The organism is Micromonospora musae (genome assembly GCF_003626635.1).
In the GTDB taxonomy this organism is placed as follows: Bacteria; Actinomycetota; Actinomycetes; order Mycobacteriales; family Micromonosporaceae; genus Micromonospora; species Micromonospora musae.
This window is the reverse complement of sequence record NZ_RAZT01000021.1, coordinates 38,423-60,531: the sequence shown is the minus strand read 5'-3', so window position 1 is coordinate 60,531 and position 22,109 is coordinate 38,423. Positions and strand designations below refer to the sequence as shown.

Sequence of the window (22,109 nt, the reverse complement as noted above, 5' to 3'; positions counted from 1 at the left end):
ATCGGACGGTCACGGCCACCGCGCTCTGCGGGGGGAGCGGCGGGATCAGGCGGGCAGGCCGGCTGCTCCACGCGGCAGGAAGCGCCGGCCGGTGACCCGCTCGGACGTTCCGGTCCGGTCGAGGTACGGCGTGACGCCGCCCAGGTGGAACGGCCAGCCGGCACCGAGGATCATGCACAGGTCGATGTCCTGCGCCTCGGCCACCACGCCCTCGTCGAGCATCTGCCGGATCTCCTGGGCCAGCGCGTCCAGCGCGTTCTGGCGTACCTGCTCCTCGGTCAGCGGCGCGTCGCCGACCACCAGCAGCTTCGCCACCTCCGGGTTCACCTCGTCGTCGACGACGATCGGCTGGCCGGAGTCGGCGATCCGCCTCAGGTTCTCGCTGACCCCGAACCGCTCCGGGAACGCGGCGTGCAGCGTTCCGCCCACGTGGTACGCGACCGCCGGGCCGACCAGCTGGAGCAGGGCGAGGGGGCGCATCGGCAGGCCGAGCGGGTCCAGCGCGCTGTTCGCTACGTCCAGCGGGGTGCCGGCGTCCACGGCGGCGAAGACGGTGCCGAGGAAGCGGGTGAGCAGGCGATTGACGACGAACGCCGGGGCGTCCTTCACCAGCACCGACGACTTCCTCAGCTGCTTGCCGACCGCGAACGCGGTGGCCAGCGTGGCGTCGTCGGTGCGCCCGCCACGGACGATCTCCAGCAGCGGCAGCACCGCGACCGGATTGAAGAAGTGGAAACCGACCACCCGCTCCGGGTGCTCCAGCTCCTCGGCCATCGCGGTGACCGAGAGCGACGAGGTGTTCGTCGCCAGCACCGCCTCCGGCTTGACGATCTTCTCGAGCTCGGCCCAGACCTGCTTCTTGACGGCCAGGTCCTCGAAGACCGCCTCGATCACGAAGTCCGCGTCGGCGAAGACGCTCTTGTCGACCGAGCCGCTGACCAGGCCGTACAGCTTGGCGGCGGTGCCCTTGTCCATCCGGCCCTTGGTGACCTGCTGCTCGATCTGGGTGTGGACGTAGCCGACGCCCTTGTCGACCCGGGCCTGGTCGAGGTCGGTCATCACCACCGGCACCTGCAGCCGGCGGGCGAAGAGCAGCGCGAGCTGGCTCGCCATCAGGCCGGCGCCGACGATGCCGACCTTCGTGACCGGACGGGCCAGGCTCTTGTCCGGCGCGCCGGCCGGGCGCTTGGCCCGCCGCTGCACCAGGTCGAACGCGTACAGGCCGCTGCGCAGCTCCTCGGAGAAGATGAGGTCGGCCAGCGCCTCGTCCTCGGCGGCGGTGCCGGTGGCGAAGTCGGCGTCCTTCGCCGTGTCGAGCAGGTCCAGCGCCTTGTACGCGGCGGGAACCGCGTTGTGCAGCCGCTGGTCGAGGGTCTGCCGGGCGAAGTAGAGCACCCCGGCCCACATGTCCCGGTCCACCTCGGGCCGGACGACGCTGACCTGCCCGTTAACCACCCCGGCGGCCCACTCCAGCGAGCGCTCCAGGAAGTCGGCCGGCTCCAGCAGGACGTCCGCGATGCCCATCTCCGCGGCCTGCTTCGGCTTCAGCATCCGGTTCTGCATCAGCGGGTTCTGGATGATCACCTGGGTCGCCGCCGGAATACCGATCAGGTTCGGCAGCAGCTGGGTGCCGCCCCAGCCGGGTACCAGGCCGAGCGAGACCTCGGGCAGGGCGAGCGCCGCCGCGCCGCCGGAGAGCGTCCGGTAGTGGCAGTGCAGCGCCAGCTCCAGGCCGCCGCCCATCGCCGCGCCGTTGACGAACGCGAACGTGGGCACGCTGCTCTCCTTGAGCCGGGCGAAGACCCGGTGGCCGAGCCGGCCGATCTCCAGGGCCTGCTCCCGGTCGGCGAGCAGCGGCAGGCCGGTGAGGTCCGCGCCGACGCTGAAGACGTACGGCTTGCCGGTGACCGCGAGAAACGCCGGGTCGGCGGCGAGCGCCGCGGTGATCGCCTCGTCCAGGCTGGTCAGCCCGCCCGGGCCGAACGTGTTCGGCTTGGTGTGGTCGAAGCCGTTGTCGAGGGTGATCAGGGCAGCCGGGCGGTCCAGCCCCGGTACGGCCACCTCCCGCAGCAGCGCCCGGGTGACGACCTCGTTCGGTGCGGCGAGCGCGCTCACTTGTTGCCCTCCCCCTGAGCCGGCTTGCCGGACTCCGTCCAGTGCGGGTTCTCCCAGATCACCGTGCCGCCCATGCCGATGCCGACGCACATCGCGGTGAGGCCGTAGCGGACCTCGGGGTGCTCGGCGAACTGCCGGGCGAGCTGGGTCATCAGGCGGATACCCGAGGAGGCGAGCGGGTGGCCGACGGCGATGGCGCCGCCCCACTGGTTGACCCGGGGGTCGTCGTCGGCGATGCCGTAGTGGTCGAGGAACGCGAGCACCTGTACGGCGAAGGCCTCGTTCAGCTCGAAGAGGCCGATGTCGTCGATGGTCAGGCCCGCGATGCGCAGCGCCTTCTCGGTCGACGGGATCGGGCCGTACCCCATCACCTCGGGCTCCACCCCGACGAAGCCGTACGACACGAGCCGCATGGCGATCGGCAGACCCAGCTCACGGGCCGTCTCCTCGGCGGCGATCAGGCTTGCGGTCGCCCCGTCGTTCAGACCGGCCGCGTTGCCGGCGGTCACCTTGCCGTGCGGGCGGAACGGGGTCTTGAGCGTGGCGAGCTTCTCCATCGACGTCTCCCGGGGAGCCTCGTCGACGGTGGCCAGGCCCCAGCCGGTCTCCGGGTCGCGCACCGCGACGGTCACCAGGTCGTCCTGGAGCTTGCCGTTGGCGTACGCCTTGGCGGTCTTCTGCTGCGAGGCGAGCGCGAAGGCGTCGACGCGCTCCTTGCCGATGTGCGGCAGCCGGTCGTGCAGGTTCTCCGCGGTGGCGCCCATGACCAGCGCGGACGGGTCGACCAGCTTCTCCGCGAGGATCCGGGGGTTCGGGTCGACGCCCTCGCCCATCGGGTGGCGTCCCATGTGCTCGACGCCGCCGGCGATGGCCACGTCGTACGCGCCCATCGCGATGCCGCCGGCCACAGTGGTCACCGCGGTCATCGCGCCGGCGCACATCCGGTCGATGGCGAGGCCGGGGACCGTCTTGGGCAGACCGGCGAGCAGGGCGGCGGTCCGGCCGATGGTGAGGCCCTGGTCGCCGATCTGGGTGGTGGCGGCGATCGCGACCTCCTCGACCCGCTCCGGAGGCAGCTGCGGGTTGCGGCGCAGGAGTTCTCGGATGCAGCGGATCACGAGATCGTCGGCGCGGGTGTTGGCGTACATGCCACCCGCCTTGCCGAACGGGGTGCGGACGCCGTCGACGAAGACGACATCCCGAACTTCACGGGGCACTGGAGCCTCCTTTTCGACCGTGATTCGGCCTCGCCGCCCAGCGGCGGCACGGACCGAAACGAGGGTCGCCGGCACGGGCGTGTTCCTCGGATGCTACTTGTCAGTAACCAAGCCCGACACCGCCCCCCGTGTGGCGCACCCCACACCCGAGCGCCTCCAGTCGATCATGAGGTTGACGGGGGAGGTCGGCGCGAACTTCCCCGTCAACCTCATGATCGACGCGTCGGTGTTCCTACTCGGTCGCGGTGAGGGTGGCGTCGGGGCCGGTGAGGGCGTCGGTCAGGTCGGCGGCGAGCAGGCCGATCTGCCACTCGCGCGCGCCGAAGCCGCGCAGCGTCTCGGCCACCGTCGTCTCGGTGATCTCCTCGGGCGGCACCCAGGCCAGCCGGCGAATCGAATCCGGGGCGATCAGGTTCTCGGCCGGCAGCTGGTGAGCCCCGGAGATCCGCAGCACCACCTCCCGGCACCGGACCAGCCGAGCCGCGGCCACCGGATCCCGCTCCGCCCACCGGTGCGGTGGCGGCGGCCCCTCGACCACCGGGGCGACCGGAAGCGCGTCGTCGGGCAGGTTCCGCGCGTCGTCCAGCGCGGCCAGCCAGGTCCGGGCCAGCCGGCGCACCGAGCGGCCACCGAAGCCGGGGAGGGTGAGCAGGGTCCGCTCGTCCTTCGGATCCAGCTCGGCAGCCGCGATGATCGCCGAGTCGGGCAGTACCCGCCCCGGCGCGGCGTCCCGACGTGCGGCGATCTGGTCCCTCGCGTACCACATCGAACGGACCCGGGCCTGCGCCCGCGCCCCACGCACCCGGTGGATGCCGGAGGTACGCCGCCACGGCTCGGCGCGGACCCGCGGCGGCCGGGCGCCGGTGCGGACCAGCGCCGCGAACTCCTCGGCCGCCCACTCCGACTTGCCCTGCCGGGCCAGCTCCGCGTCGAGCGCGTCCCGCAGGTCGACGAGCAGCTCCACGTCGAGCGCCGCGTAGGTCAGCCAGGAGTCGGGCAGCGGCCGGTTCGACCAGTCGGCGGCCGAGTGATGCTTCTCCAGGCTGAACCCCAGCAGCTGCTCGGTCAGCGCGGCCAGGCCGACCCGTTCGAATCCCGCCAGCCGACCGGCCAGCTCCGTGTCGAACAACCGGCGCGGGCGCAACCCCACCTCGGCGAGGCAGGGCAGGTCCTGGCTGGCCGCGTGGAGCACCCACTCCGCCTCGCCGATCACCTCGTCGAGCGGGGTCAGATCGGAGAGGGGCAGGGGATCGATCAGCGCGGTGCCGGCGCCGGCGCGGCGCAGCTGGACGAGGTACGCCCGCTGGCTGTAGCGATAGCCCGAGGCGCGCTCGGCGTCCAGGGCGACCGGGCCGCTGCCCGCAGCGAAACGGGCAACGACCTCGGCGAGCTCGTCCGCGGTGGCCACCGGTTGCGGGGTGCCCTCACGGGGAGAGGTCAGCAGCTCGGGCCCGTCGCCGGTCGGTTCGTTCCCCGCGTCCGCCGGCTCCGGCTGAGCTGAGGACGGGTCGTGCGATGCGTCGCCCGAACGGCTCTCGGCGGCCCGACGGCGCAGGGGTGGTTCGTCGGTCACCTGACAACCCTAGTGCGCGCCGTGAACCTGCGGGTGCAGCCGGTCGGCGTGTGCGTCCGTCGGATGGCCCGGAGGGCGGTCCGAGTACGGACAACGGGGGAGACAAACCCCGACCGCGCCGGTACGGTCCATCGAGCCGCCGGGCGGGTCGATGGAGTACGGCGCGGGTGGCGGCACCAGGGTCAACGGGGAGGCATGGCGATCATGACGGAGGGCTACGGTCCAGGCGGCCACGATCCGGCGGCGGGGCACGGCCCCGACGAGGTGACCGGGAACCCGACCACGAATCGCCCCGGACCGTTGCCGCCGAGAATCGAGCCGACACACGCCGCCGCGCCCGTCTGGTCCGCTGCGTCCGCGCCGCCGCACCCCGGCGGACCCGTGCCGACTCAGCCCGGCGTGCCGTTCCCGCCGGGCGCACCGGCGCAGGCTCAGCCCGGCGTGCAGCCCGCCGGTCCGTTCCCGCCCGCCGGACCCGTTCCGGCGCGGCCCGGCGTGCCGTTCCAGCCCGGCGGGCCCGCGCAGGCTCAGCCCGGTGCTGCGTTCCCGCCGGGCGGACCGGCGCAGGCTGCCGGTCCGTTCCACTCGGCCGGACCCGTTCCGGCGCAGCCCGGTGCCCCGGCGTCCGCCGTGCCGGCCGCCGCGGATCCCGTCGGAGCGACGCACTACGGCCCGGCCGGAGCGCCCGCCTCCGGGGCCGCCGGCCCGTACGCGCCGAACGGGTCGCTGCCGCCCGCCGGGCCGACGTGGGCGGGCGGCGTCGGGGCGTACCCGGGCCAGCCGGTGCCGCCCCCGACCGGGCCGCGCCGTCGGCGCTGGCCGAGCGTGGTCGCGGCGCTGGTCGTCCTGGCACTGGCCGGGCTGGCCGGCTTCCAGGCGTACCAGATCGACCGGCTCACCGGCCGGCTCGCGGGCACCGAGCGGCAGCTGGCCGAGGCTCAGGGCGACGACCGCGCCCGCCTCGACGGTCTGGAGCAGCGGGCGGAGGCGCTGGAGAAGCAGGCCGGGGCCACCTTCAATCCGGAGGCGGTGGCCGGCGCCGTGCTGCCCAGCGTCTTCCGGGTCCGTGCCGGGCAGTTCACCGGTACGGCGTTCGCCATCGGCGAGCCGGCCGCCGGTGGCGGGACGAACCTGTTCACCAACTTCCACGTGGTCGAGGCGGTCTGGGAGGCCGGCGACCGGGAGGTCTTCCTGGAGCGCACCGACCAGCGGTTCCCGGCCACCATCGTGAAGGTCGACAAGACCAACGACGTCGCGCACCTGCGCACCACCGGGCGGTTCACCGGCCTGACCGCCGCGTCGGAGGCGGTGAAGTCCGGCCAGCAGATCGTCGTGGTCGGCGCCCCGCTCGGGCTCGAGGACAGCGTCACCACCGGTGTGGTGAGCGCGTTCCGCGACGCCCGGGACGGCTCGGGGCCGGTCATCCAGTTCGACGCGCCGATCAACCCCGGCAACTCGGGTGGCCCGGTCGTCAACGGCAGCAAGCAGGTCGTCGGGATCGCCACCGCCAAGGCTCGGGACGCCGAGGGGATCGGGCTCGCGGTGCCGATCGAGATCGCCTGCGACGGCTTCAAGATCTGCTGACCGCGGCAGACCCCTCCGCGTACACCCACACCCACACCCACGCCCGAGGTCGGGCCGAGCAGTGTCCCGCTGCGGACACCTCGGCCGCCCGACCCTGACAACCGGCCGGGTCGCGTCGACCGGCCGTCGTACCACTGGAGGTTCGGTGGCATCCGCCGCACCGGACCGGTTCACCTGGAGGAAGAGATGACCCAACCACCGACCGGGCCGCAGGGCTACCCCCCGCCGGACCCGGCGCAGCCCCCGGCCGTGCCCGGTCAGCCGCCGTACGACGGCACCACCACCCAGTTCCCGCAGCAGCCGACGCCGTACGGTCCCGGGCAGCCGACCCAGCCCATGCCGCCCGCCCAGCCCATGCCGCCCGCCCAGCCCATGCCGAACGCTCAGCCCGGGGCACCGACCCAGCCCTTCCCGGCGCAGCCCTTCTCCGCGCCACCGGCCCCGGCCGGCTACCCGTCGCCGGCCGGCGTGCCGCCGTACGCGGGTCAGGTCTCCGCGCCGCCGGTCTCCGGTCCGGCTGCCGGCTACCCGTCGCCGGCCGGCGTGCCGCCGTACGCGGGTCAGGTCTCCGCGCCGCCGGTCTCCGGTCCGGCTGCCGGCTACCCGTCGCCGGCCGGCGTGCCGCCGTACGCGGGTCAGGTCTCCGCGCCGCCGGTCTCCGGTCCGGCTGCCGACCAGCCGATGTCGGTGCCGCCGGTCTCCGGTCCCTACTACGGCGCCCCGATGTCCGCGCCGCCCGGCTTCGTGCCCCCGTACGGGCCGCCCGCCGCGGGTGCCGGCAAGGGGCGCGCGGTGCTGATCCTGGCCATGGTGGCCGGCCTGTTCTTCGTCCTCGGCGGGGTGATGACCGGCCTCTACGTCACCAAGAACAGCGAGCTGGACAAGACCGAACGGCGTCTCTCTGCCCAGGTCAGCGAGCGTGACGGCACCATCGCCGCGAACGCACAGGAGATCCAGAAGCTGAAGACCGATCTGCAGGGTGTGCAGGACAAGCTCGCCGACACCGAGCAGGACCTCACCGGAACCCGCAACGACCGGGACGAGCAGGCCCGGCAGAAGAAGGTCATCGCCAGCTGCCTGGACAAGCTGACCACCGCGCTCGCCGCGTCGGCGGCCAACGACAAGAGCGCCTACGAGAAGGCCACGAGCGGCCTCGACAAGGTCTGCGACGAGGCCGAGAACTACCTCTGACGCTGCCCGTGGGGGTCAGGCCGCGCCGGCGGGGCGACGCTCCGGCAGCGCGGTCACCCCGGGCGGCGGCAGCCCCGCCGTCGAGGCCAGCAGCGCGCACCAGGCCAGCAGGTGCGGGGCGAGCTCGTCGTCGATCGGCGTCCACGAGGCGCGGATCTCGATGTCGCCGACGGCGGGCGGCCCGGCCAGCTCGCCGAAGCGGGTCGACATGGTCTGGGTGATCGTCCCGCCGATCGCGCGGTGACCGGCGTCCTGGGCGTCGAGCGCGTCGGTGAGCCACGTCCAGCCCACCCCCGGCAACAGCGGATCGGCGGCCAGGTCGACCTCCAGCTCGGCGGTCACGTACGTGACCAGGCGCAGAGTGCCCTGCCACGCCTCGTGCCCGGCCGGATCGTGCAGCAGGATCAGGCGGCCGGTGGCCACCTCGTCCCCGCCGCGCAGCACACCGGCGGAGAGGGCGAAGGCGTACGGCGCGAGCCGCTGCGGCGCGCCGACCTCCTCCAGCACGATCTCCGGGCGGGGGGCCGTGGACCGCAGCCCGGCGACCGCGCGGGCGAAGGTCTCCGGGAGCGCGATCGGGGGGGCCATGTCGGCAGCCTATGCCGCCACGCCTCCGCCCGCCGCGACGGCACGCCGACACGAGGCCGCGCACGGCGCCGGAAGCCGGGCGGCCAAGTCGTCGTCCGGGACCCGGGCGGTACCGGAGGCGTTGACGCCGGCCGCTGGTTCGCCGGTGGGCGGGGCGGGTCACAAAGTGGGGGCGGGCCCGACGGTGGCGTCGTGGCGCGTGGCACGATGGCCGCGATGAGCACGGAGAGCACGGGCACTGCCGCCCGAGACGGAGATCCCGCCCCTGCCGGACCGGGCGACTCGCCCTTCGTCCGGGCGTGCCGCCGGCAGGCGGGGCCGCACACCCCCGTCTGGTTCATGCGCCAGGCCGGCCGCTCGCTGCCGGAGTACCGGGAGATCCGCGCGAACGTGGGGATGCTGGAGTCCTGCCGCCGCCCCGAGCTGGTCACCGAGATCACTCTCCAGCCGGTACGCCGGCACGGCGTCGACGCGGCGATCCTGTACAGCGACATCGTGGTGCCCCTCGCCGCGGCCGGGGTCGACCTCGACATCGTGCCGGGGACCGGGCCGGTGGTGGCCGAGCCGGTACGCGCCGTCGCGGACGTGGAGCGGATCCGCCCGATCAGCCGCGACGACGTCCCGTACGTGGACGAGGCGGTCCGGATGCTCGTCGCCGAGCTGGGCGACACCCCGTTGATCGGCTTCGCGGGCGCGCCGTTCACCCTCGCCAGCTACCTGGTCGAGGGCGGGCCGTCGCGTACGCACGCGAAGACCAAGGCGCTGATGTACGGCGACCCGCAGCTGTGGCACGCGCTCTGCGACCGGCTGGCCGAGATCACGCTGGCGTTCCTGCGGGTCCAGGTGGCGGCCGGCGTCTCCGCGCTGCAGCTCTTCGACTCCTGGGCGGGCGCGCTCTCCGAGGCGGACTACCGCCGCTACGTGCTGCCGCACTCGAAGGCCGTGCTCACCGGGCTCGCCGACGCGGGAGTGCCGCGGATCCACTTCGGGGTGGGCACCGGCGAGCTGCTCCACGCGATGGGTGAGGCCGGCGCCGACGTCGTGGGCGTCGACTGGCGTACGCCGCTGGATGTGGCGACCGTCCGGATCGGGCCGGAGCGCGCCGTGCAGGGCAACCTCGATCCGGCGGTGCTCTTTGCTCCGTGGCCGGTGATCGAGGCCGAGGTGCGCCGGGTGTTGGAGCAGGGCCGGGCCGCCCCGGGGCACGTTTTCAACCTCGGTCACGGGGTGCCGCCGGAGACCGACCCGGAGGTGCTGACGCGGGTGGTCGCGCTGGTGCACGAGCTGACTTCCGGCCCGGCCGAGCGGAGCTGAGCGACATGCGGCGTCCGGCGCGGGTGGCGGTGATCGGTGGCGGGATCGCCGGGCTCTCCGCCGCCGTGCGGCTGCGCGACCGCGCACCCGAGGGCACCGAGATCACGGTCTACGAGCAGTCCGGCACGCTCGGCGGCAAGCTGCGTACCGGCGAGCTGGCCGGCCAGCAGGTCGAGTTCGGCGCCGAGTCGTTCCTGATGCGGGACCCGGCGGGCGGGGAGTCCGCCGCGGTGGCCCTGGTCCGCCGGCTCGGGCTGGCCGACCGGATCGTCCACCCGAGCGTCGGGCAGGCCGCGCTCGTCGTCGACGGCCGGCTGCGCCCGGTCCCGGGCGGCACCCTGGTCGGCGTACCGGGGGATCTGGGCGCGGTGACGACGGTGGCGCGGCCGACCGCGGCGGCGGACCGCGACGAGGGCCGTCCGCTGCTCGGCCCCGGGGAGGACGTCGCCGTCGGCGCGCTGGTCCGCCGGCGCTACGGCGACGAGGTGGTCGACCGGCTGGTGGACCCGATGCTCGGCGGGGTCTACGCCGGCCGGGCCGACGACCTGTCGCTGGTCACCACGATGCCCGCGCTGGCCCGGACGGCCCGGGTCGAGCACACCCTGGCCGGTGCGGTACGCGCCGCGCAGGCGGCCGCGCCCCGCGCTCCGGGCGTGCCGGTCTTCGGCACGCTGGCCGGCGGGCTCGGCACCCTGATCGAGGCGGCGGCCCGGGAGAGCGGCGCGACGATCCGCCGGGACGCGACCATCCGCGAACTCTCGCCGACGCCGACCGGATGGCGGCTGACCGTCGGCCCGACCCGCGACCCGGAACACGTCGAGGTCGACGCCGTGGTGCTCGCCGTGCCGGCGCGTCCGGCCGCGCGGCTGCTCGCCGGGCCGGCGCCGGAGCTGGCCGACGTCGTCGGTCGACTGGACTACGCCAGCGTCGCGCTGGTCACCCTGGCCCTGCCGCGGCCGCAGCTGCCGGAACTCTCCGGTCTGCTGGTGCCCGGCACCGAGGGACTGCTGATCAAGGCGTCCACCTTCTTCACCACCAAGTGGGGGCACCTGCGCCGCCCGGACGGGCTGGCGCTGGTGCGCGCCTCGGTGGGCCGCTACGGCGAGGAGACGCAGCTCCAGCGCTCGGACGAGGACCTGGCCGCGACCGTGCACCGGGAGCTCTCCGCGGTGCTCGGCACGCCGCTGCCCGCCGCGATCGACGGGCACGTGCAGCGCTGGGGCGGGGCGCTGCCGCAGTACGCCCCGGGGCACACCGATCGGGTGGCGGCGGTGCGGACCGCGCTGCGCGCCGGCCATCCCACGCTGGCCCTGGCGGGGGCCGGCTATGACGGGGTCGGCATCCCGGTCTGCGTCCGCTCGGGCGAGACGGCGGCCGACGAGATCATCACTGCACTGGGAGGATCGGGGACATGACCGAGCAGACCAACGCGGCTCGGCTGCGGGAGCTGAACGACACCATCCGCTACACGATGTGGTCGGTGTTCCGGGCCAGCAGCCCCCTGCCGTCCCTGCGGGACAACGTCACAGCCGAGATCGAGGCGCTCTTCGAGGAGCTGGCCGGTAAGGACGTGACGATCCGCGGCACGTACGACGTCTCCGGGCTGCGCGCCGACGCGGATCTGATGATCTGGTGGCACTCCTCCTCCAGCGACGCGCTGCAGGACGCCTATCTGCGCTTCCGCCGTACCACCCTCGGCCGGTCGATGACGCCGGTCTGGTCGCAGATGGCCCTGCACCGGCCGGCGGAGTTCAACAAGAGCCACATCCCGGCGTTCCTGGCCGGCGAGGAGGCCCGCGCCTACCTCTGCGTCTACCCGTTCGTGCGCTCGTACGAGTGGTACCTGCTGCCGGACGCCGAGCGGCGGGAGATGCTCGCCGAGCACGGCCGGTTGGCCCGCGGCTACCCGGACGTGCGGGCCAACACGGTCGCCTCGTTCGCCCTCGGCGACTACGAGTGGATGCTCGCCTTCGAGGCCGACGAGCTGCACCGGATCGTGGACCTGATGCGCGACCTGCGGGCCTCCACCGCCCGGCGGCACGTGCGCGAGGAGGTGCCCTTCTACACCGGGCGCCGCCGGTCGGTCGCCGAGATCGTCAACTGCCTGGTCTGAGCAGACCGGTCGCGCCGTTCGCCGGAGAGCGGTGCCGGGTGGGTCGCGGCGCCGTGCCGGCCCGACCGGCGTAGCACTGCCTCGGGCAGCCTTTGGAGCTGAGTCGTCCACGACATCGTGCCCGAGTTGGGCACGACATCAGCTCCGAAGGTCCCGAGGCGCTGTGGTGCCGTGGACACCGCGGCGGGCCCGCGCCGCCCGGCTGGCCGCTGGTCAGCGGACGGGATCGCGGCGCATCGGGGTGTGCGGGATGCCGTCCTCGACGTACTCGGGGCCGCTGACGGTGAAGCCGTGCCGAGCGTAGAAGTCGACCAGGTACGACTGCGCCTCCAGCACGCAGGGCCGGTCGCCGACGAGGGCCAGCGCCTCGGTCATCAACCGGCCGGCGTGACCGCCGCCGCGGGCGTACGGGGCCACCAGCACCCGGCCGATCCGGGCCACGCCGCCCGGGTCGGCGAGGATCCGCAGGTACGCGAGCGGCGCCGTGCCGTCGGTGAGCCAGAGGTGCCGGGTGTCCGGTTCGAGGTCCCGGCCGTCCAGCTCCGGATAGGGACACTCCTGCTCGACCACGAACACGTCGATCCGCAGCTTCAGCAGGTCGTGGAAGGTACGGGTGTCCAGGTCGGCGAAGGTGGCGGTGTGCACCTCGATCGTCTGCTGCGGCATCCCGCGATGGTAGGCCGCGATCCTGCGGAGCTCAGGAGGGGCGTACCCCGACCGCGTCGCGGATCTCGGCGCCCTGTGCGCCCTCGACCGCCCGGGCGCAGTGCCCGCTGCAGAAGAAGCGGCCGTTGACCTCGACCCCGTGCCCCACGATCTTGATCTGGCAGTGCTCGCAGATCGGCGCCAGCCGGTGGATCGCGCACTCGAAGCTGTCGAAGGTGTGGGTGTCGCCGCTGACCGTCCGCACCTCGAACGCCATCCAGTAGTCGTTGCCGCAGACCTCGCAGGTCGCCATCAGAACCCCCCGAATTGTGACATTTGCCTACAGGGTGCGGCAGCGTCGCGGCAGGAGCAGGAGGAATGCCGCATCCGCGCCGGCTCCGGCGGCGTGTCGGCTCCGGCGTGTCGCCCGTTGTGCCTGGTAGACCGCCCTGAGCCCCTGGAGGCACCCTCGTGATCAAGCGCAGCAGGCTCTTCGGCAACCAGACCCGGGTCACCTTCTGCCTGCCCCGGGACGCGCCGCCCGGCGTGGTGAGCGTGGTCGGCTCCTTCAACGGCTGGGAGCCCGGCCGACACGAACTGGTCCCGCGTCGGGACGGCACCCGGACGGTGACCGTGCGGCTGCGCCCGGGGGAGTACCGGTTCCGCTACCTGGCCACCGGCGGGGTGTGGCTCGACGACGACAGTGCCGACCGGGTGGACGGGCAGGGCTGCACGTTGGTGATCTGAGACCTCGGAAAACGTACCCCCATTTATCGATGAAGGTCTTTACGGTTAACAAAGTTTAATTTATGTTGGTGGCATCTTCACCACCCCGCGGAGGTGCCACATGCGTCGAAGGATCACCCTCCCGGTCGTGGCGGCGGGCGCCGTCCTCTCCTCGCTCGCCGTCGCGGCCCCCGCCCAGGCCCACGGCTACATCTCCTCGCCACCGAGCCGGCAGGCGCTCTGCGCGCAGAACCGGGTCCCCGACTGCGGGCAGATCAAGTACGAGCCGCAGAGCGTCGAGGGGCCGAAGGGGCTGCGCAACTGCCACGCCAACATCGCCCACTTCGCCGTCCTCAACGACGACAGCCGGGGCTGGCCGGCCACCTCGGTCGGCAACACGGTGACGTTCACCTGGATCAACACGGCCCGGCACGCCACCAGCAACTGGGAGTACTACATCGGGAACACCCGGGTGGCCGTCGTCAACGGCAACGGCCAGCAGCCCGGGGCGACGGTCTCGCACACCGTCAACCTGAACGGCTTCTCCGGCCGGCAGAAGCTCCTCGCCATCTGGAACATCGCCGACACCGCCAACGCGTTCTACTCCTGTGTGGATCTCCAGATCGGCGGCGGTGGCGGCCCCGGACCCACGCCCACGCCGACGCCGACCCCGACTCCGACGCCGACCCCGCCCACTCCGCCGCCCGCCTCGGGTGGCACCTGGACGGCGGGCCGCGCCTACCAGGCCAACGACCAGGTCACCTACGGCGGCGCGACCTACCGCTGCCGGCAGGCGCACACCGCCATCGCCGGCTGGGAACCGCCGAACGTGCCCGCGCTGTGGAGCCGGATCTGACCCTACGGGCGCGGCCGGTGTCCCAGCACCGGGCCGCGCCCCCGTCCCCGCCGGCCGGGGGCGGGAGATCGACATGACCCGGCTGCGCGTGGTGGTCCCGCTCGCCGCCGTGCTGCTGGCCGGCTGCGCGGCCGGCCCGACCCCGACGGGGACCCCCGTACCGCCGGTGGCCACCGCGCCGAGCGCGGACGCCGCCCTGCCGTCGCCGAGCGGCATCGATCTGATCTTCCTGAACATGATGGCCGCGCACACCGAGCAGACCCTGGACATCGTCCGGTCGACCCGGGACCGGATCGCCGACCAGGAGCTGCGGACGCTGGTCGCCGCGATCGGTGCGACCGAGACCGACGAACTGGCCACCATGCGCGCCTGGCTGGCCGCCGCCGGCCCCGGACCGGACCCGCGCCGGCACGACCACTCGGGGCACGGAGTCTCCGCCACCGACCTGGCGCGGTTGCGGGAGGCCACCGGCGCCGAGGTCGACGCCGTGCTGCGCGAGGTGCTCGCCGAGCATCAGCAGGCGGCGGCCGACCTGGCCCGTGCCCAGCTGGCCGCCGGCACCGACGAGCGGGTGCGCGACCTCGCCCGGCGGATCGAGCAGTCGCGTACCGCGCAGGTGCCGCTCATCACGGGTACGCCGGCCGCCGTCGACTGAGCCCGGCGAGCCGGGGCCGGCCGCCGGGCTCCGTCAGCGGGGTCGCCTCAGCGAGGCTCGGTCAGCGGGGTTCGAGGCGGATGGAGAGCGAGTTGACGCAGTGCCGGGTGTCGTTCGCGGTGAAGCCCTCACCCCGGAACACGTGACCCAGGTGGCTGTCGCAGCGCGCACAGCGGATCTCCGTACGGGACATGCCGAGGCTGCGGTCCTCGATCTCCTTCACCCGACCGGGGATGGCGTCGTCGAAGCTGGGCCACCCGCAGTGCGAGTCGAACTTCGTGTCGCTGGAAAAGAGTTCCAGCCCGCAGGCGCGGCAGTGGTAGACCCCCTGGGTCTTCGTGTCGACGTACTCGCCGGTGAAGGCGCGCTCGGTGCCGGCCTCGCGCAGCACCCGGAACTCCTCCGGGGTCAGCCGGACCCGCCACTCGTCCTCGGTGCGGGGCAGTTCGGTGTCTTCCAGACTCACCCGGCAACCGTACGCCGGATGTCGGAGGCTTCGCATATGGTCGCCTGATGGGTGGCACCACGAAGGCAGCGGTCACCGAGATCGAGGTGGCCGGGCACACCGTACGGCTCACCAGCCCGGACCGCGTGATCTTTCCGCAGCGGGGCTTCACCAAGGCCGACGTCTTCCGTTACTACCTCTCGGTGGGCGACGGCATCCTGCGGGCCCTGCGCGACCGGCCCACGACGCTGCAGCGCTTCCCCGAGGGCGTCGAGGGGGAGATGTTCTTCCAGAAGCGGATACCGACCCGGGGCGTGCCGCCGTGGGTGGAGACCGCCGAGATCACCTTCCCGAGTGGGCGAACGGCCGCCGAGCTCTGCCCCGCCGACCTGGCTCACGTGGCGTGGGCCGCGCAGATGGGCACCGTGGTGTTCCATCCGTGGCCGGTGCGCTCCGCCGCCGTCGACCACCCCGACGAGCTGCGCGTCGACCTCGACCCGCAGCCGGGCACCGACTTCACCCACGCGGCTCAGGCCGCCGGTGAGCTGCGCGCCCTCCTCGACGAGCTGGGCGTGCCCGGCTGGCCGAAGACCTCCGGCGGCCGGGGCGTGCACGTCTACCTGCGCATCCAGCCCCGCTGGACGTTCGTCGAGGTGCGCCGGGCCACCATCGCGCTGGCCCGGGAGCTGGAGCGGCGCCGCCCCGAACTGGTCACCACCTCCTGGTGGAAGGAGGAGCGCGGCAGCCGGGTCTTCGTCGACTACAACCAGATGGCCCGCGACCGCACCATCGCCTGCGCGTACTCGCTGCGGGCCAACGCCCGCGCCACCGTCTCCACGCCGGTCACCTGGGAAGAACTGCCCGACGTCGAGCCGGACGACTTCGACCTGGCGACCGTCCCGCCCCGGCTCGCCGAGCACGGCGATCCGCACGCCGGCATCGACGACGCCCCGTGGGACATCTCCCCGCTGCTCGACTGGGCCGACCGCGACGCGGCGGCCGGTCAGGGTGACCTCCCCTACCCGCCGGACCATCCGAAGATGCCGGGCGAGCCGAAGCGGGTGCAGCCCTCGCGGGACCGCGACCGGCCCCGTTAGCGGATGCCGAGGGTAACGATCATGTAACGGGCGGAACCTTTTCCGTGCCGTGACCGCTCTCCCTGGTCGATTCGGCCCGCTGGGCCAGGGGAGGGCATCGGATGAAGTTGGTGTGGAGGCGGGCCCGCGAGGCGCGAGGCCTGCTGGCGGCCGCCGTGATCGCCGCGCTGGTCGCGGTGGCGCTGGTGACCGGCCTCTCCGAGTACAACCGCCGGGCGGTGGACGCCGGCCAGCGGGCGCTGGTGGCGGCCGCCTCGGCCGAGGAGCGGAGCCTGCTGGTGAGCGGGTCGGCCGGCGCGGACGCCGACGAGTTCGCGACCCGCGACCGGGCCGTCCGGAACGAGTTCGCCCGCGGTCTCGGAGGTGCCCGAGCCACCGTCGTCGCCGCCCGCTACGGCACCGGCAGGGAACTGACCGGTGACCTCGGCCCGGCGGCGCGCCCCGGCGGCGAGGCGGTCTTCGCCAACCTGGTGACCATGGAGAACCTGGCCGGGCGCGCCGACCTGACCGCCGGCGCGTGGCCGGTGGCGGGCGCGCGGCCCGCGCAGGTGACGCTGCCGGAGAAGGTGGCCGCGGCGCTCGGACTCGAACCGGGTGAGCAGGTGCCGCTGCGGGACCGCCGCACGGATCGGAGCGAGCCGGTGGTGCTCGCCGGCACCTGGCGGCCCCACGACCCCGCAGACCCGTACTGGCGGCTCGCGCCCGGCGTCGGTACGGGCAGCGGCGACGCGGCGGCCACCTCGGGCACGTCGTACGGACCGTTCGTGCTCGACCCCGCGGACTTCGTCGCCACCTTCCCGGGCTCCGTCTCCGCCTCCTGGATGGTCGAGCCGGACCTCACGACCGTGGAGCCTTCCCGGGTGGACGCGGTCCGGCAGGCCGCCGTCGACGCGGCGGCTGACCTGCCGGCCGCCGCCGACCTCGGCGCGTCCGCGCAGATCGTGACCCGGGTCGACCAACTACTGGACCGGATGGCTCGAGCCGACCTGGTCGGCCGATCCGCGCTCACCACCCCGTTGCTGCTGATCATGGTGCTCGGTGGGTACGCGTTGGTGCTCGTCGCCGCGCTGCTGCACGAGGACCGCCGCGCGCAGAACGCGCTGCTGCGCGCCCGAGGCGCCGCACGCCGGCAACTCGCCGGGCTCGCCGCCCGGGAAGCCACCCTGGTGGTCGCCCCGGCCGCGCTGCTTGGCCCGCTGGCCGCCGGGGAGGCGCTGCGTCACCTGCGCCCCGAGGGCACGACCGGACCCGCCGCCGGCGCCAGCGCCCTGCTCTGGGCGGCCGCGGCGGCGACCGCCGCGGGCTGCCTGGTGGCGATGGTCGCCCCCACGCTGCGCGGCGCCGGTACGTACGTGGCCGACATGGCCGCCCGCTCACGGCCGCGGCGCGGCGTCGCGGTCCAGCGCGCCAGCCTCGACCTGGTGCTGGTCGGCCTCGCCGTGCTCGCCTGGGTGCAGCTGCACCAGTACGCCTCGCCGCTGGCCGGCAGCGGCGGCCAGCTCGGTATCGACCCGCTGCTGGTCGCCGCGCCGACGCTGGGCGTGCTCGCCGGGGCGGTCGTGGCGCTGCGACTGCTGCCCCCGGCCACCCGCTTCGCCGAACGGTTCGTCGACCGGCGGCCGTGGACCGCCACCATGTTCGGCATGTGGCAGGCCGGCCGGCGTCCGCACGCCGGTCCGGTGCTGCTGCTCGCCCTCGCCGTCGGCGGCAGCACGCTCGCCTGGTCGTTGGTCGCCACCGGCGAGCGCTCCCAGGTCGACCAGGCCGACCACACGGTCGGCGCCGACCTGCGACTGACCGAGCGCAGCGGCGCCGCCCCGGTCGACCGGGCCGGTCAACTCGCCGCGCTGCCCGGCGTCGAGCAGGCCCTGCCGGCCTGGCGGGACGAGGTGCGCATCGGTCGGGCCAACCTCCCGGTCACCGTGCTCAGTCTCGACGCGGCCAACGCTGCCGAAACGGTGCGCTTCAACGACCAGTTGACGGACGAACCGGTGTCGCAGCTGTACCAACGGATGGTCGAGACGCGCGGCACCGCGGCCGGGCTGGACCTGCCCGCCGGCACCAGGAAGATCAGCGGCGTCGTCCGCACCCCCGTCGAACGCGCGGAGCGTCCCGTCCAGGTCACCGTGTCGCTGCTGGTGACCAGCGCGAACGGACACGCCTGGCGGCTGCCGGCGGCGACCGCCGGCAGCGACGGCCGCGCCGTCCGGTTCACCGTCGAACTGCCGGCCGTCGGCGACGCACCGCTGCGGCTGGCCGGCTTCGAGGCCGACGGTGGCGAGACGGCCGGAACCCTCTACCGGTTGCGGATCACCGACCTGCGGCTGGCCGGAGCGGACGGGGCAGCGCGGCCGCTCGCCCTCGACAACAGCTGGGTGCTCCGCGTCCCGGAGAGCGACCTGCCGCAACGGGCCGACGCGACAGGCGGCAGCGTCGCCGCCGACCGGTCGGCGATCATCGTCCCGGGTGGACAGTTCGCCTTCCAGACCACGTCGCGGTTCGTCGTCGTACCCGACTGCGAGCAGAAGCCGGTGGCGGCCGTCATGACCCCGCGGGTCCGGGAAGAGCTGAGTTTGAACATCGGCGACACGGTGGACCTGGCGCTCTCCGGCACCACGCTGCCGGTGAAGCTCGTCGGCGAGGCGGACGCGATCCCCGGTGCGGCCGGTGACGGCGTGCTGCTGGATCTTCCGGCGGCGGTCGACTGGCTGATCCGCGACGGCGGGGCCATCCGGCCGACATCGGAGTGGTGGGTCGGCTCCGCCACCGGCGAGGAGACCGCCACGGCTCAGGCGGCCGCCGGGCTCGCCGGAGTCACCGTCCTCGACCGTCGAGAGGTGGCGGCGGCGGCGGAGAAGGACCCGTACTGGCGGGGCGCCCACGTCGGACTGGTCGCCGCCGCGCTCGGCTCGGTGCTGCTCGCACTGGTCGGTCTCCTGGTCGACGTCTGGGCCACCGCCCGGCGCCGGCTGCCCGAGTTCACGGTGCTGAACACGCTCGGCGCGACCCCCCGGCTACTGGCCCGGGCGCTGCTCGCCGAACAGACCTTCCTCGCCGGTATCGGCGTCGGAGTGGGGCTGCTGCTCGGCGCGGCCGTCGGCGCCACCATGGCGCCCCTGGTCATCCTCACGCCGGCCGCCGGCCGGCCGGTGCCCGAGGCGGTCTTCACGCTGCCGTGGGCGCCGATCGGGCTGACCGCGGTCGGCCTGTTGTTGGCGGCGCTCGCCGCCAGCACCTTCATCGCCGTCGGCATCCGGCAGCGGGTGTCCGCGGCGCAGCTTCGGTTCGGGGGAGAACGGTGAGCATCGGCGCGGTCGTCCGCCGGGTCCGGGCGTACGGGGGGCAGTTCCTGCTCCTCGGCGTCCTGACCCTGGTCATCACGCTGCTGGTCAGCGGCGTGCCCCGGGTCGCCAACCGGCTCACCGAGCAGGGGCTGCGGGAGCACATGGCCCAGCAGCTGCCGGCGCAGCGCGACATCACGTACACCATCGGGCAGTCCGCGACGGGCTCGATCCCGTCCAGCGCGCGCGCCGGGCAGAGCCGGCTGGACGTCCTCCAGGAGTCCATGCCGGTCGAGGTCCGGGAGACGGTGGCGGAGCGCTGGTACGTCGCCGACACGCCGAGCGGCCGGTTGACCGGGCCGGACCTGAAGCGGAACAACCTCCTGGTCGACCTCGGCCTGCGGGCCATGCCCACGGTGCCGGACGCGGCCACGCTGGTCGACGGGAGCTGGCCGGCGGAGGACGTGCCACGCGACGCGCCGACGCAGATCGCGCTCAGCGAGGAGACGGCTCGAAAGCTGGACCTGCGGGTCGGCAGTGAGCTGCGGCTCGCCCTGCCGGGCAGCGGCCTCCCCACCGCCTCGGTGGTCGTGGTGGGGATCTTCACCCCGAACGACAGAGCCGGCGGGGTCTGGGACAGCCTGCCGCAGCTGCAGCGGGCGGCCGAGCCACTGGGCGACGGTGAGCCGTTCATCGCCGTCGGCCTGACCACCATCGGCGCGTTGGACCACCGAGCGGCCGACGGTTGGCCGCTCGCATACAGCTGGCGGTACCGGGTGAGCCCCGACGCCGTCGACGCCAAACGGCTGGACGCCACCATCGACGAGCTGCAACGCCTGGAGCGAACGCTGCCGGCCGGGATGAAGGTCGTGCAGGGGGTGGACGTGCCGCTGCGGGAGTTCCGCGACGGACTCGCCTCGGCCCGTACGCTGCTCGCGGTGATCGCCGCCGGGGTGCTCGCCACCCTGGCCGGTCTGGTGATCCTCGCGGCCGGACTGGCGGCGCGCCGGCGCCGGGCCGAGTTCGCCCTGGTGCGGGCGCGCGGTGGCGGGTCGACCACGGTGGCCCGCCGCACCCTCGCCGAATCGCTGCTGGTGACCGCCCCGGCCGCGGCCGTCGGCTGGCTGCTGGGGACGCTCGTCCCCGGCGCCCCCGACCCCACCGGCCCGTACGCGGTGCTGGCGACCGTGCTGGTCGCCCTGACCCTGCCCGTCGCCGCGCTCGGCACCTCGGGCGGTGCCGACCGCCGCGACCTGGTCCGGCTGCGTCCGTCCGCGCGGCGGCTCACCGTGGAGGGTTCTCTGCTGGTGCTGGCCGGGCTCGCCGTGGTGCTGCTGCGCCGACGTGGCCTGACCCTCGGCGAGGTGGATCCACTGCTGGTGGCGGTGCCGGTCCTGCTCGCGATGGCGGTGGCGGTGCTGGTGCTGCGCCTCTACCCGTGGCCGCTTCGGCTGGTCGGCCGGCTCGCGGCGCGGGCCCGGGGCAGCGTCGCCTTCCTCGGCACCGCCCGCGCCGGCCGCTCCATGGTGGCCACCCCGCTGGTCGTGGTGGTGCTGGCGATCGCCACCGCCGGATTCTGCGCGGTCGTCTCCTCCGGGATCGAGTCCAGCCGGGACCGGGCGGCGGCCGAGCGGGTTCCCGGCGACGCCCTGGTCACCGGGGATCGGCTGGCCCCCGACACGGCGGCGGCACTGAGTGGCCTGCCCGGCGTGCGGGCGGTGGCGGCGCTGATCGACGATTCGGGCCGACCGGCGCGCAGCGCCGCCGGCCTCGACGCCGGCATCGGCCAGGTGGATGTCCTGGCGGTCGACGGCCCGGCGCTGGCCCGGGTCGGCCGGGAAGCCGGACGCCACGTCTCCGTACCGCCGGTGTTGAACACCGGGGCGAGCGCGGGTCCGCTGCCCGCGCTGGTCTCTCCGGCGGTCGCGGCCGACCTCGCCCGGGCCGGCCTGAACGGGTCCGCGTTCATCCCCGTCCAGGGCCAGCGGTACGAGTTCCGCGTCGCCGGCACGGTGGAGAGCTTCCCGCTGGTGACGCCGGGAGCCGAACGGTTCGTCGTGCTGCCGTTGCAGGCGTTGCCGCAGCGGCCCACGGACACGGTGCCCACCGGATTCGTGGTCGCCGGCGACGCAGTGGCGAGCGAGGCGCTGCGTCGGACCGGCGACGAGGGACAGCAGCGCTACCAGAGCGGTGGCGTGGTGTCGGGCGGCGCGCGACCGCTCGGCGTCGAGGTGCAGACCTGGGCGGGGACCCGCCGACTGGTGGGCGAGGGCGGGGCCAACGGGCTGCTGGCCTTCGGCTTCGTCTCCGGAGCGACCGGCGGAACCCTGCTCGGTCTGCTCGCCATCGCGTTCACCGTGCTGGCCGGGGCTCGCTCCCGCGGCCAGGTGCTGTCGCGGCTGCGTACGCTCGGCCTGTCTCGCCGGCAGTGGCGGGGGATGCTCCTGCTCGAGCTGGCCCCGCTGGTCTGCGTCGCGGTCTTCACCGGCGCCTTCGTGGGCGCGCTGCTGCCGCTGCTGCTCACGCCGCTGCTCGGCCTCTCCGCCTTCACCAGCGGCGTGCCGGTCCAGGTGGCGTTCGAACCCGGCCTGGTGGCGGCGGTCGTCGCGCTCGGGGCGCTCGCCCTGGGCTTCGCGGTCGCCATAGAGGCCTTGAACAACCGCCGGCTGCGCCTCGGTGAGGTGCTCCGGCTCGGAGAGGAGAGCTGAG

Annotated in this window: 18 protein-coding genes; 11 read left to right on the top strand and 7 right to left on the bottom strand. The window is 74.2% G+C overall.

The window, feature by feature from the left end; genetic code table 11:
* Positions 1-45: 45 nt before the first annotated feature.
* From D7044_RS30020 to D7044_RS30010, 3 genes are all read right to left on the bottom strand, one after another.
* Positions 46-2,115 carry a 3-hydroxyacyl-CoA dehydrogenase NAD-binding domain-containing protein gene (locus D7044_RS30020; RefSeq protein ID WP_120690897.1) on the bottom strand — a complete coding sequence of 690 codons (2,070 nt, stop codon included), beginning with the start codon at positions 2,113-2,115 and terminating at the stop codon, positions 46-48.
* Positions 2,112-3,332: a thiolase family protein gene (locus D7044_RS30015; protein ID WP_120690896.1), complete on the bottom strand. Its 1,221-nt coding sequence runs from the start codon at positions 3,330-3,332 to the stop codon at positions 2,112-2,114. Before D7044_RS30015 ends, D7044_RS30020 begins: the two co-directional genes overlap by 4 nt.
* Positions 3,333-3,564: 232 nt before the next feature.
* On the bottom strand, positions 3,565-4,905 hold the full coding sequence (locus D7044_RS30010) for a ribonuclease D (protein ID WP_120690895.1): 1,341 nt from the start codon (positions 4,903-4,905) through the stop codon (positions 3,565-3,567).
* A gap of 381 nt (positions 4,906-5,286) precedes the next feature.
* Here D7044_RS30010 and D7044_RS30005 point away from each other — a divergent pair, with 381 nt between their 5' ends.
* Entirely contained in the window at positions 5,287-6,489 is a 1,203-nt protein-coding gene (locus D7044_RS30005) for a S1C family serine protease (RefSeq protein ID WP_411711011.1), read from the top strand.
* A 186-nt stretch (positions 6,490-6,675) separates the two neighbouring features.
* A complete protein-coding gene (locus D7044_RS30000; protein ID WP_199716822.1) occupies positions 6,676-7,680 on the top strand; it encodes a hypothetical protein in 1,005 nt (334 codons plus the stop codon).
* 15 nt (positions 7,681-7,695) lie between these two features.
* Here D7044_RS30000 and D7044_RS29995 read toward each other — a convergent pair whose 3' ends face one another.
* Positions 7,696-8,268, bottom strand: a complete 573-nt coding sequence (locus D7044_RS29995; RefSeq protein ID WP_120676901.1) for a DUF3000 domain-containing protein — start codon at positions 8,266-8,268, stop codon at positions 7,696-7,698.
* Positions 8,269-8,475: 207 nt separating this feature from the next.
* Here D7044_RS29995 and hemE point away from each other — a divergent pair, with 207 nt between their 5' ends.
* Genes hemE through hemQ form a run of 3 tightly spaced genes read left to right on the top strand, consistent with a single transcriptional unit; the run spans position 8,476 to position 11,695 of the window.
* Positions 8,476-9,582, top strand: coding sequence for a uroporphyrinogen decarboxylase (gene hemE, locus D7044_RS29990; RefSeq protein ID WP_120690894.1), 1,107 nt, complete (start codon positions 8,476-8,478; stop codon positions 9,580-9,582).
* A 5-nt stretch (positions 9,583-9,587) separates the two neighbouring features.
* Entirely contained in the window at positions 9,588-10,997 is a 1,410-nt protein-coding gene (hemG, locus tag D7044_RS29985; protein ID WP_120690893.1) for a protoporphyrinogen oxidase, read from the top strand.
* Positions 10,994-11,695, top strand: coding sequence for a hydrogen peroxide-dependent heme synthase (gene hemQ / locus D7044_RS29980; protein WP_120676896.1), 702 nt, complete (start codon positions 10,994-10,996; stop codon positions 11,693-11,695). The genes hemG and hemQ overlap by 4 nt, the downstream gene beginning before the upstream one ends.
* Before the next feature lie 213 nt (positions 11,696-11,908).
* On the opposite strand, the gene D7044_RS29975 is transcribed toward hemQ, so the two are convergent.
* Positions 11,909-12,361, bottom strand: a complete 453-nt coding sequence (locus D7044_RS29975) for a GNAT family N-acetyltransferase (protein WP_120676893.1) — start codon at positions 12,359-12,361, stop codon at positions 11,909-11,911.
* Between the two features lie 31 nt (positions 12,362-12,392).
* Positions 12,393-12,653 (bottom strand): Prokaryotic metallothionein, encoded by a 261-nt coding sequence (locus D7044_RS29970; RefSeq protein ID WP_120690892.1) that lies wholly within the window; start codon positions 12,651-12,653, stop codon positions 12,393-12,395.
* A 158-nt stretch (positions 12,654-12,811) separates the two neighbouring features.
* Here D7044_RS29970 and D7044_RS29965 point away from each other — a divergent pair, with 158 nt between their 5' ends.
* From D7044_RS29965 to D7044_RS29955, 3 genes are all read left to right on the top strand, one after another.
* A complete protein-coding gene (locus D7044_RS29965) occupies positions 12,812-13,087 on the top strand; it encodes an isoamylase early set domain-containing protein (RefSeq protein ID WP_120690891.1) in 276 nt (91 codons plus the stop codon).
* Between the two features lie 100 nt (positions 13,088-13,187).
* Positions 13,188-13,922 (top strand): lytic polysaccharide monooxygenase, encoded by a 735-nt coding sequence (locus tag D7044_RS29960; RefSeq protein ID WP_120676887.1) that lies wholly within the window; start codon positions 13,188-13,190, stop codon positions 13,920-13,922.
* A 73-nt stretch (positions 13,923-13,995) separates the two neighbouring features.
* Positions 13,996-14,577 (top strand): DUF305 domain-containing protein, encoded by a 582-nt coding sequence (locus D7044_RS29955; protein WP_120690890.1) that lies wholly within the window; start codon positions 13,996-13,998, stop codon positions 14,575-14,577.
* Positions 14,578-14,638: 61 nt separating this feature from the next.
* Here D7044_RS29955 and msrB read toward each other — a convergent pair whose 3' ends face one another.
* A complete protein-coding gene (gene msrB, locus D7044_RS29950) occupies positions 14,639-15,043 on the bottom strand; it encodes a peptide-methionine (R)-S-oxide reductase MsrB (RefSeq protein WP_120676884.1) in 405 nt (134 codons plus the stop codon).
* A 47-nt stretch (positions 15,044-15,090) separates the two neighbouring features.
* On the opposite strand from msrB, the gene ligD reads away from it, so the two are divergent.
* The 3 genes from ligD to D7044_RS29935 all read left to right on the top strand — a co-directional run bounded on the left by ligD (position 15,091) and on the right by D7044_RS29935 (position 22,108).
* Complete coding sequence (ligD, locus tag D7044_RS29945; protein ID WP_120690889.1) at positions 15,091-16,119, top strand: non-homologous end-joining DNA ligase; 1,029 nt, start codon at positions 15,091-15,093, stop codon at positions 16,117-16,119.
* A 101-nt stretch (positions 16,120-16,220) separates the two neighbouring features.
* Positions 16,221-19,421, top strand: a complete 3,201-nt coding sequence (locus D7044_RS29940; RefSeq protein WP_120690888.1) for an FtsX-like permease family protein — start codon at positions 16,221-16,223, stop codon at positions 19,419-19,421.
* On the top strand, positions 19,418-22,108 hold the full coding sequence (locus tag D7044_RS29935; protein WP_120690887.1) for an FtsX-like permease family protein: 2,691 nt from the start codon (positions 19,418-19,420) through the stop codon (positions 22,106-22,108). Before D7044_RS29940 ends, D7044_RS29935 begins: the two co-directional genes overlap by 4 nt.
* Position 22,109: the final 1 nt, after the last annotated feature.

What these genes read in the sequence shown, in the direction of transcription:
- D7044_RS30000 (WP_199716822.1), top strand. Translation starts at nt 6,676, where the DNA reads ATGACCCAACCACCGACCGGGCCGCAGGGCTACCCCCCGCCGGACCCG.
- D7044_RS29995 (WP_120676901.1), bottom strand. Translation starts at nt 8,268, where the DNA reads ATGGCCCCCCCGATCGCGCTCCCGGAGACCTTCGCCCGCGCGGTCGCC.
- hemE (WP_120690894.1), top strand. Translation starts at nt 8,476, where the DNA reads ATGGCCGCGATGAGCACGGAGAGCACGGGCACTGCCGCCCGAGACGGA.
- hemG (WP_120690893.1), top strand. Translation starts at nt 9,588, where the DNA reads ATGCGGCGTCCGGCGCGGGTGGCGGTGATCGGTGGCGGGATCGCCGGG.
- hemQ (WP_120676896.1), top strand. Translation starts at nt 10,994, where the DNA reads ATGACCGAGCAGACCAACGCGGCTCGGCTGCGGGAGCTGAACGACACC.
- D7044_RS29975 (WP_120676893.1), bottom strand. Translation starts at nt 12,361, where the DNA reads ATGCCGCAGCAGACGATCGAGGTGCACACCGCCACCTTCGCCGACCTG.
- D7044_RS29970 (WP_120690892.1), bottom strand. Translation starts at nt 12,653, where the DNA reads ATGGCGACCTGCGAGGTCTGCGGCAACGACTACTGGATGGCGTTCGAG.
- D7044_RS29960 (WP_120676887.1), top strand. Translation starts at nt 13,188, where the DNA reads ATGCGTCGAAGGATCACCCTCCCGGTCGTGGCGGCGGGCGCCGTCCTC.
- D7044_RS29955 (WP_120690890.1), top strand. Translation starts at nt 13,996, where the DNA reads ATGACCCGGCTGCGCGTGGTGGTCCCGCTCGCCGCCGTGCTGCTGGCC.
- ligD (WP_120690889.1), top strand. Translation starts at nt 15,091, where the DNA reads ATGGGTGGCACCACGAAGGCAGCGGTCACCGAGATCGAGGTGGCCGGG.
- D7044_RS29940 (WP_120690888.1), top strand. Translation starts at nt 16,221, where the DNA reads ATGAAGTTGGTGTGGAGGCGGGCCCGCGAGGCGCGAGGCCTGCTGGCG.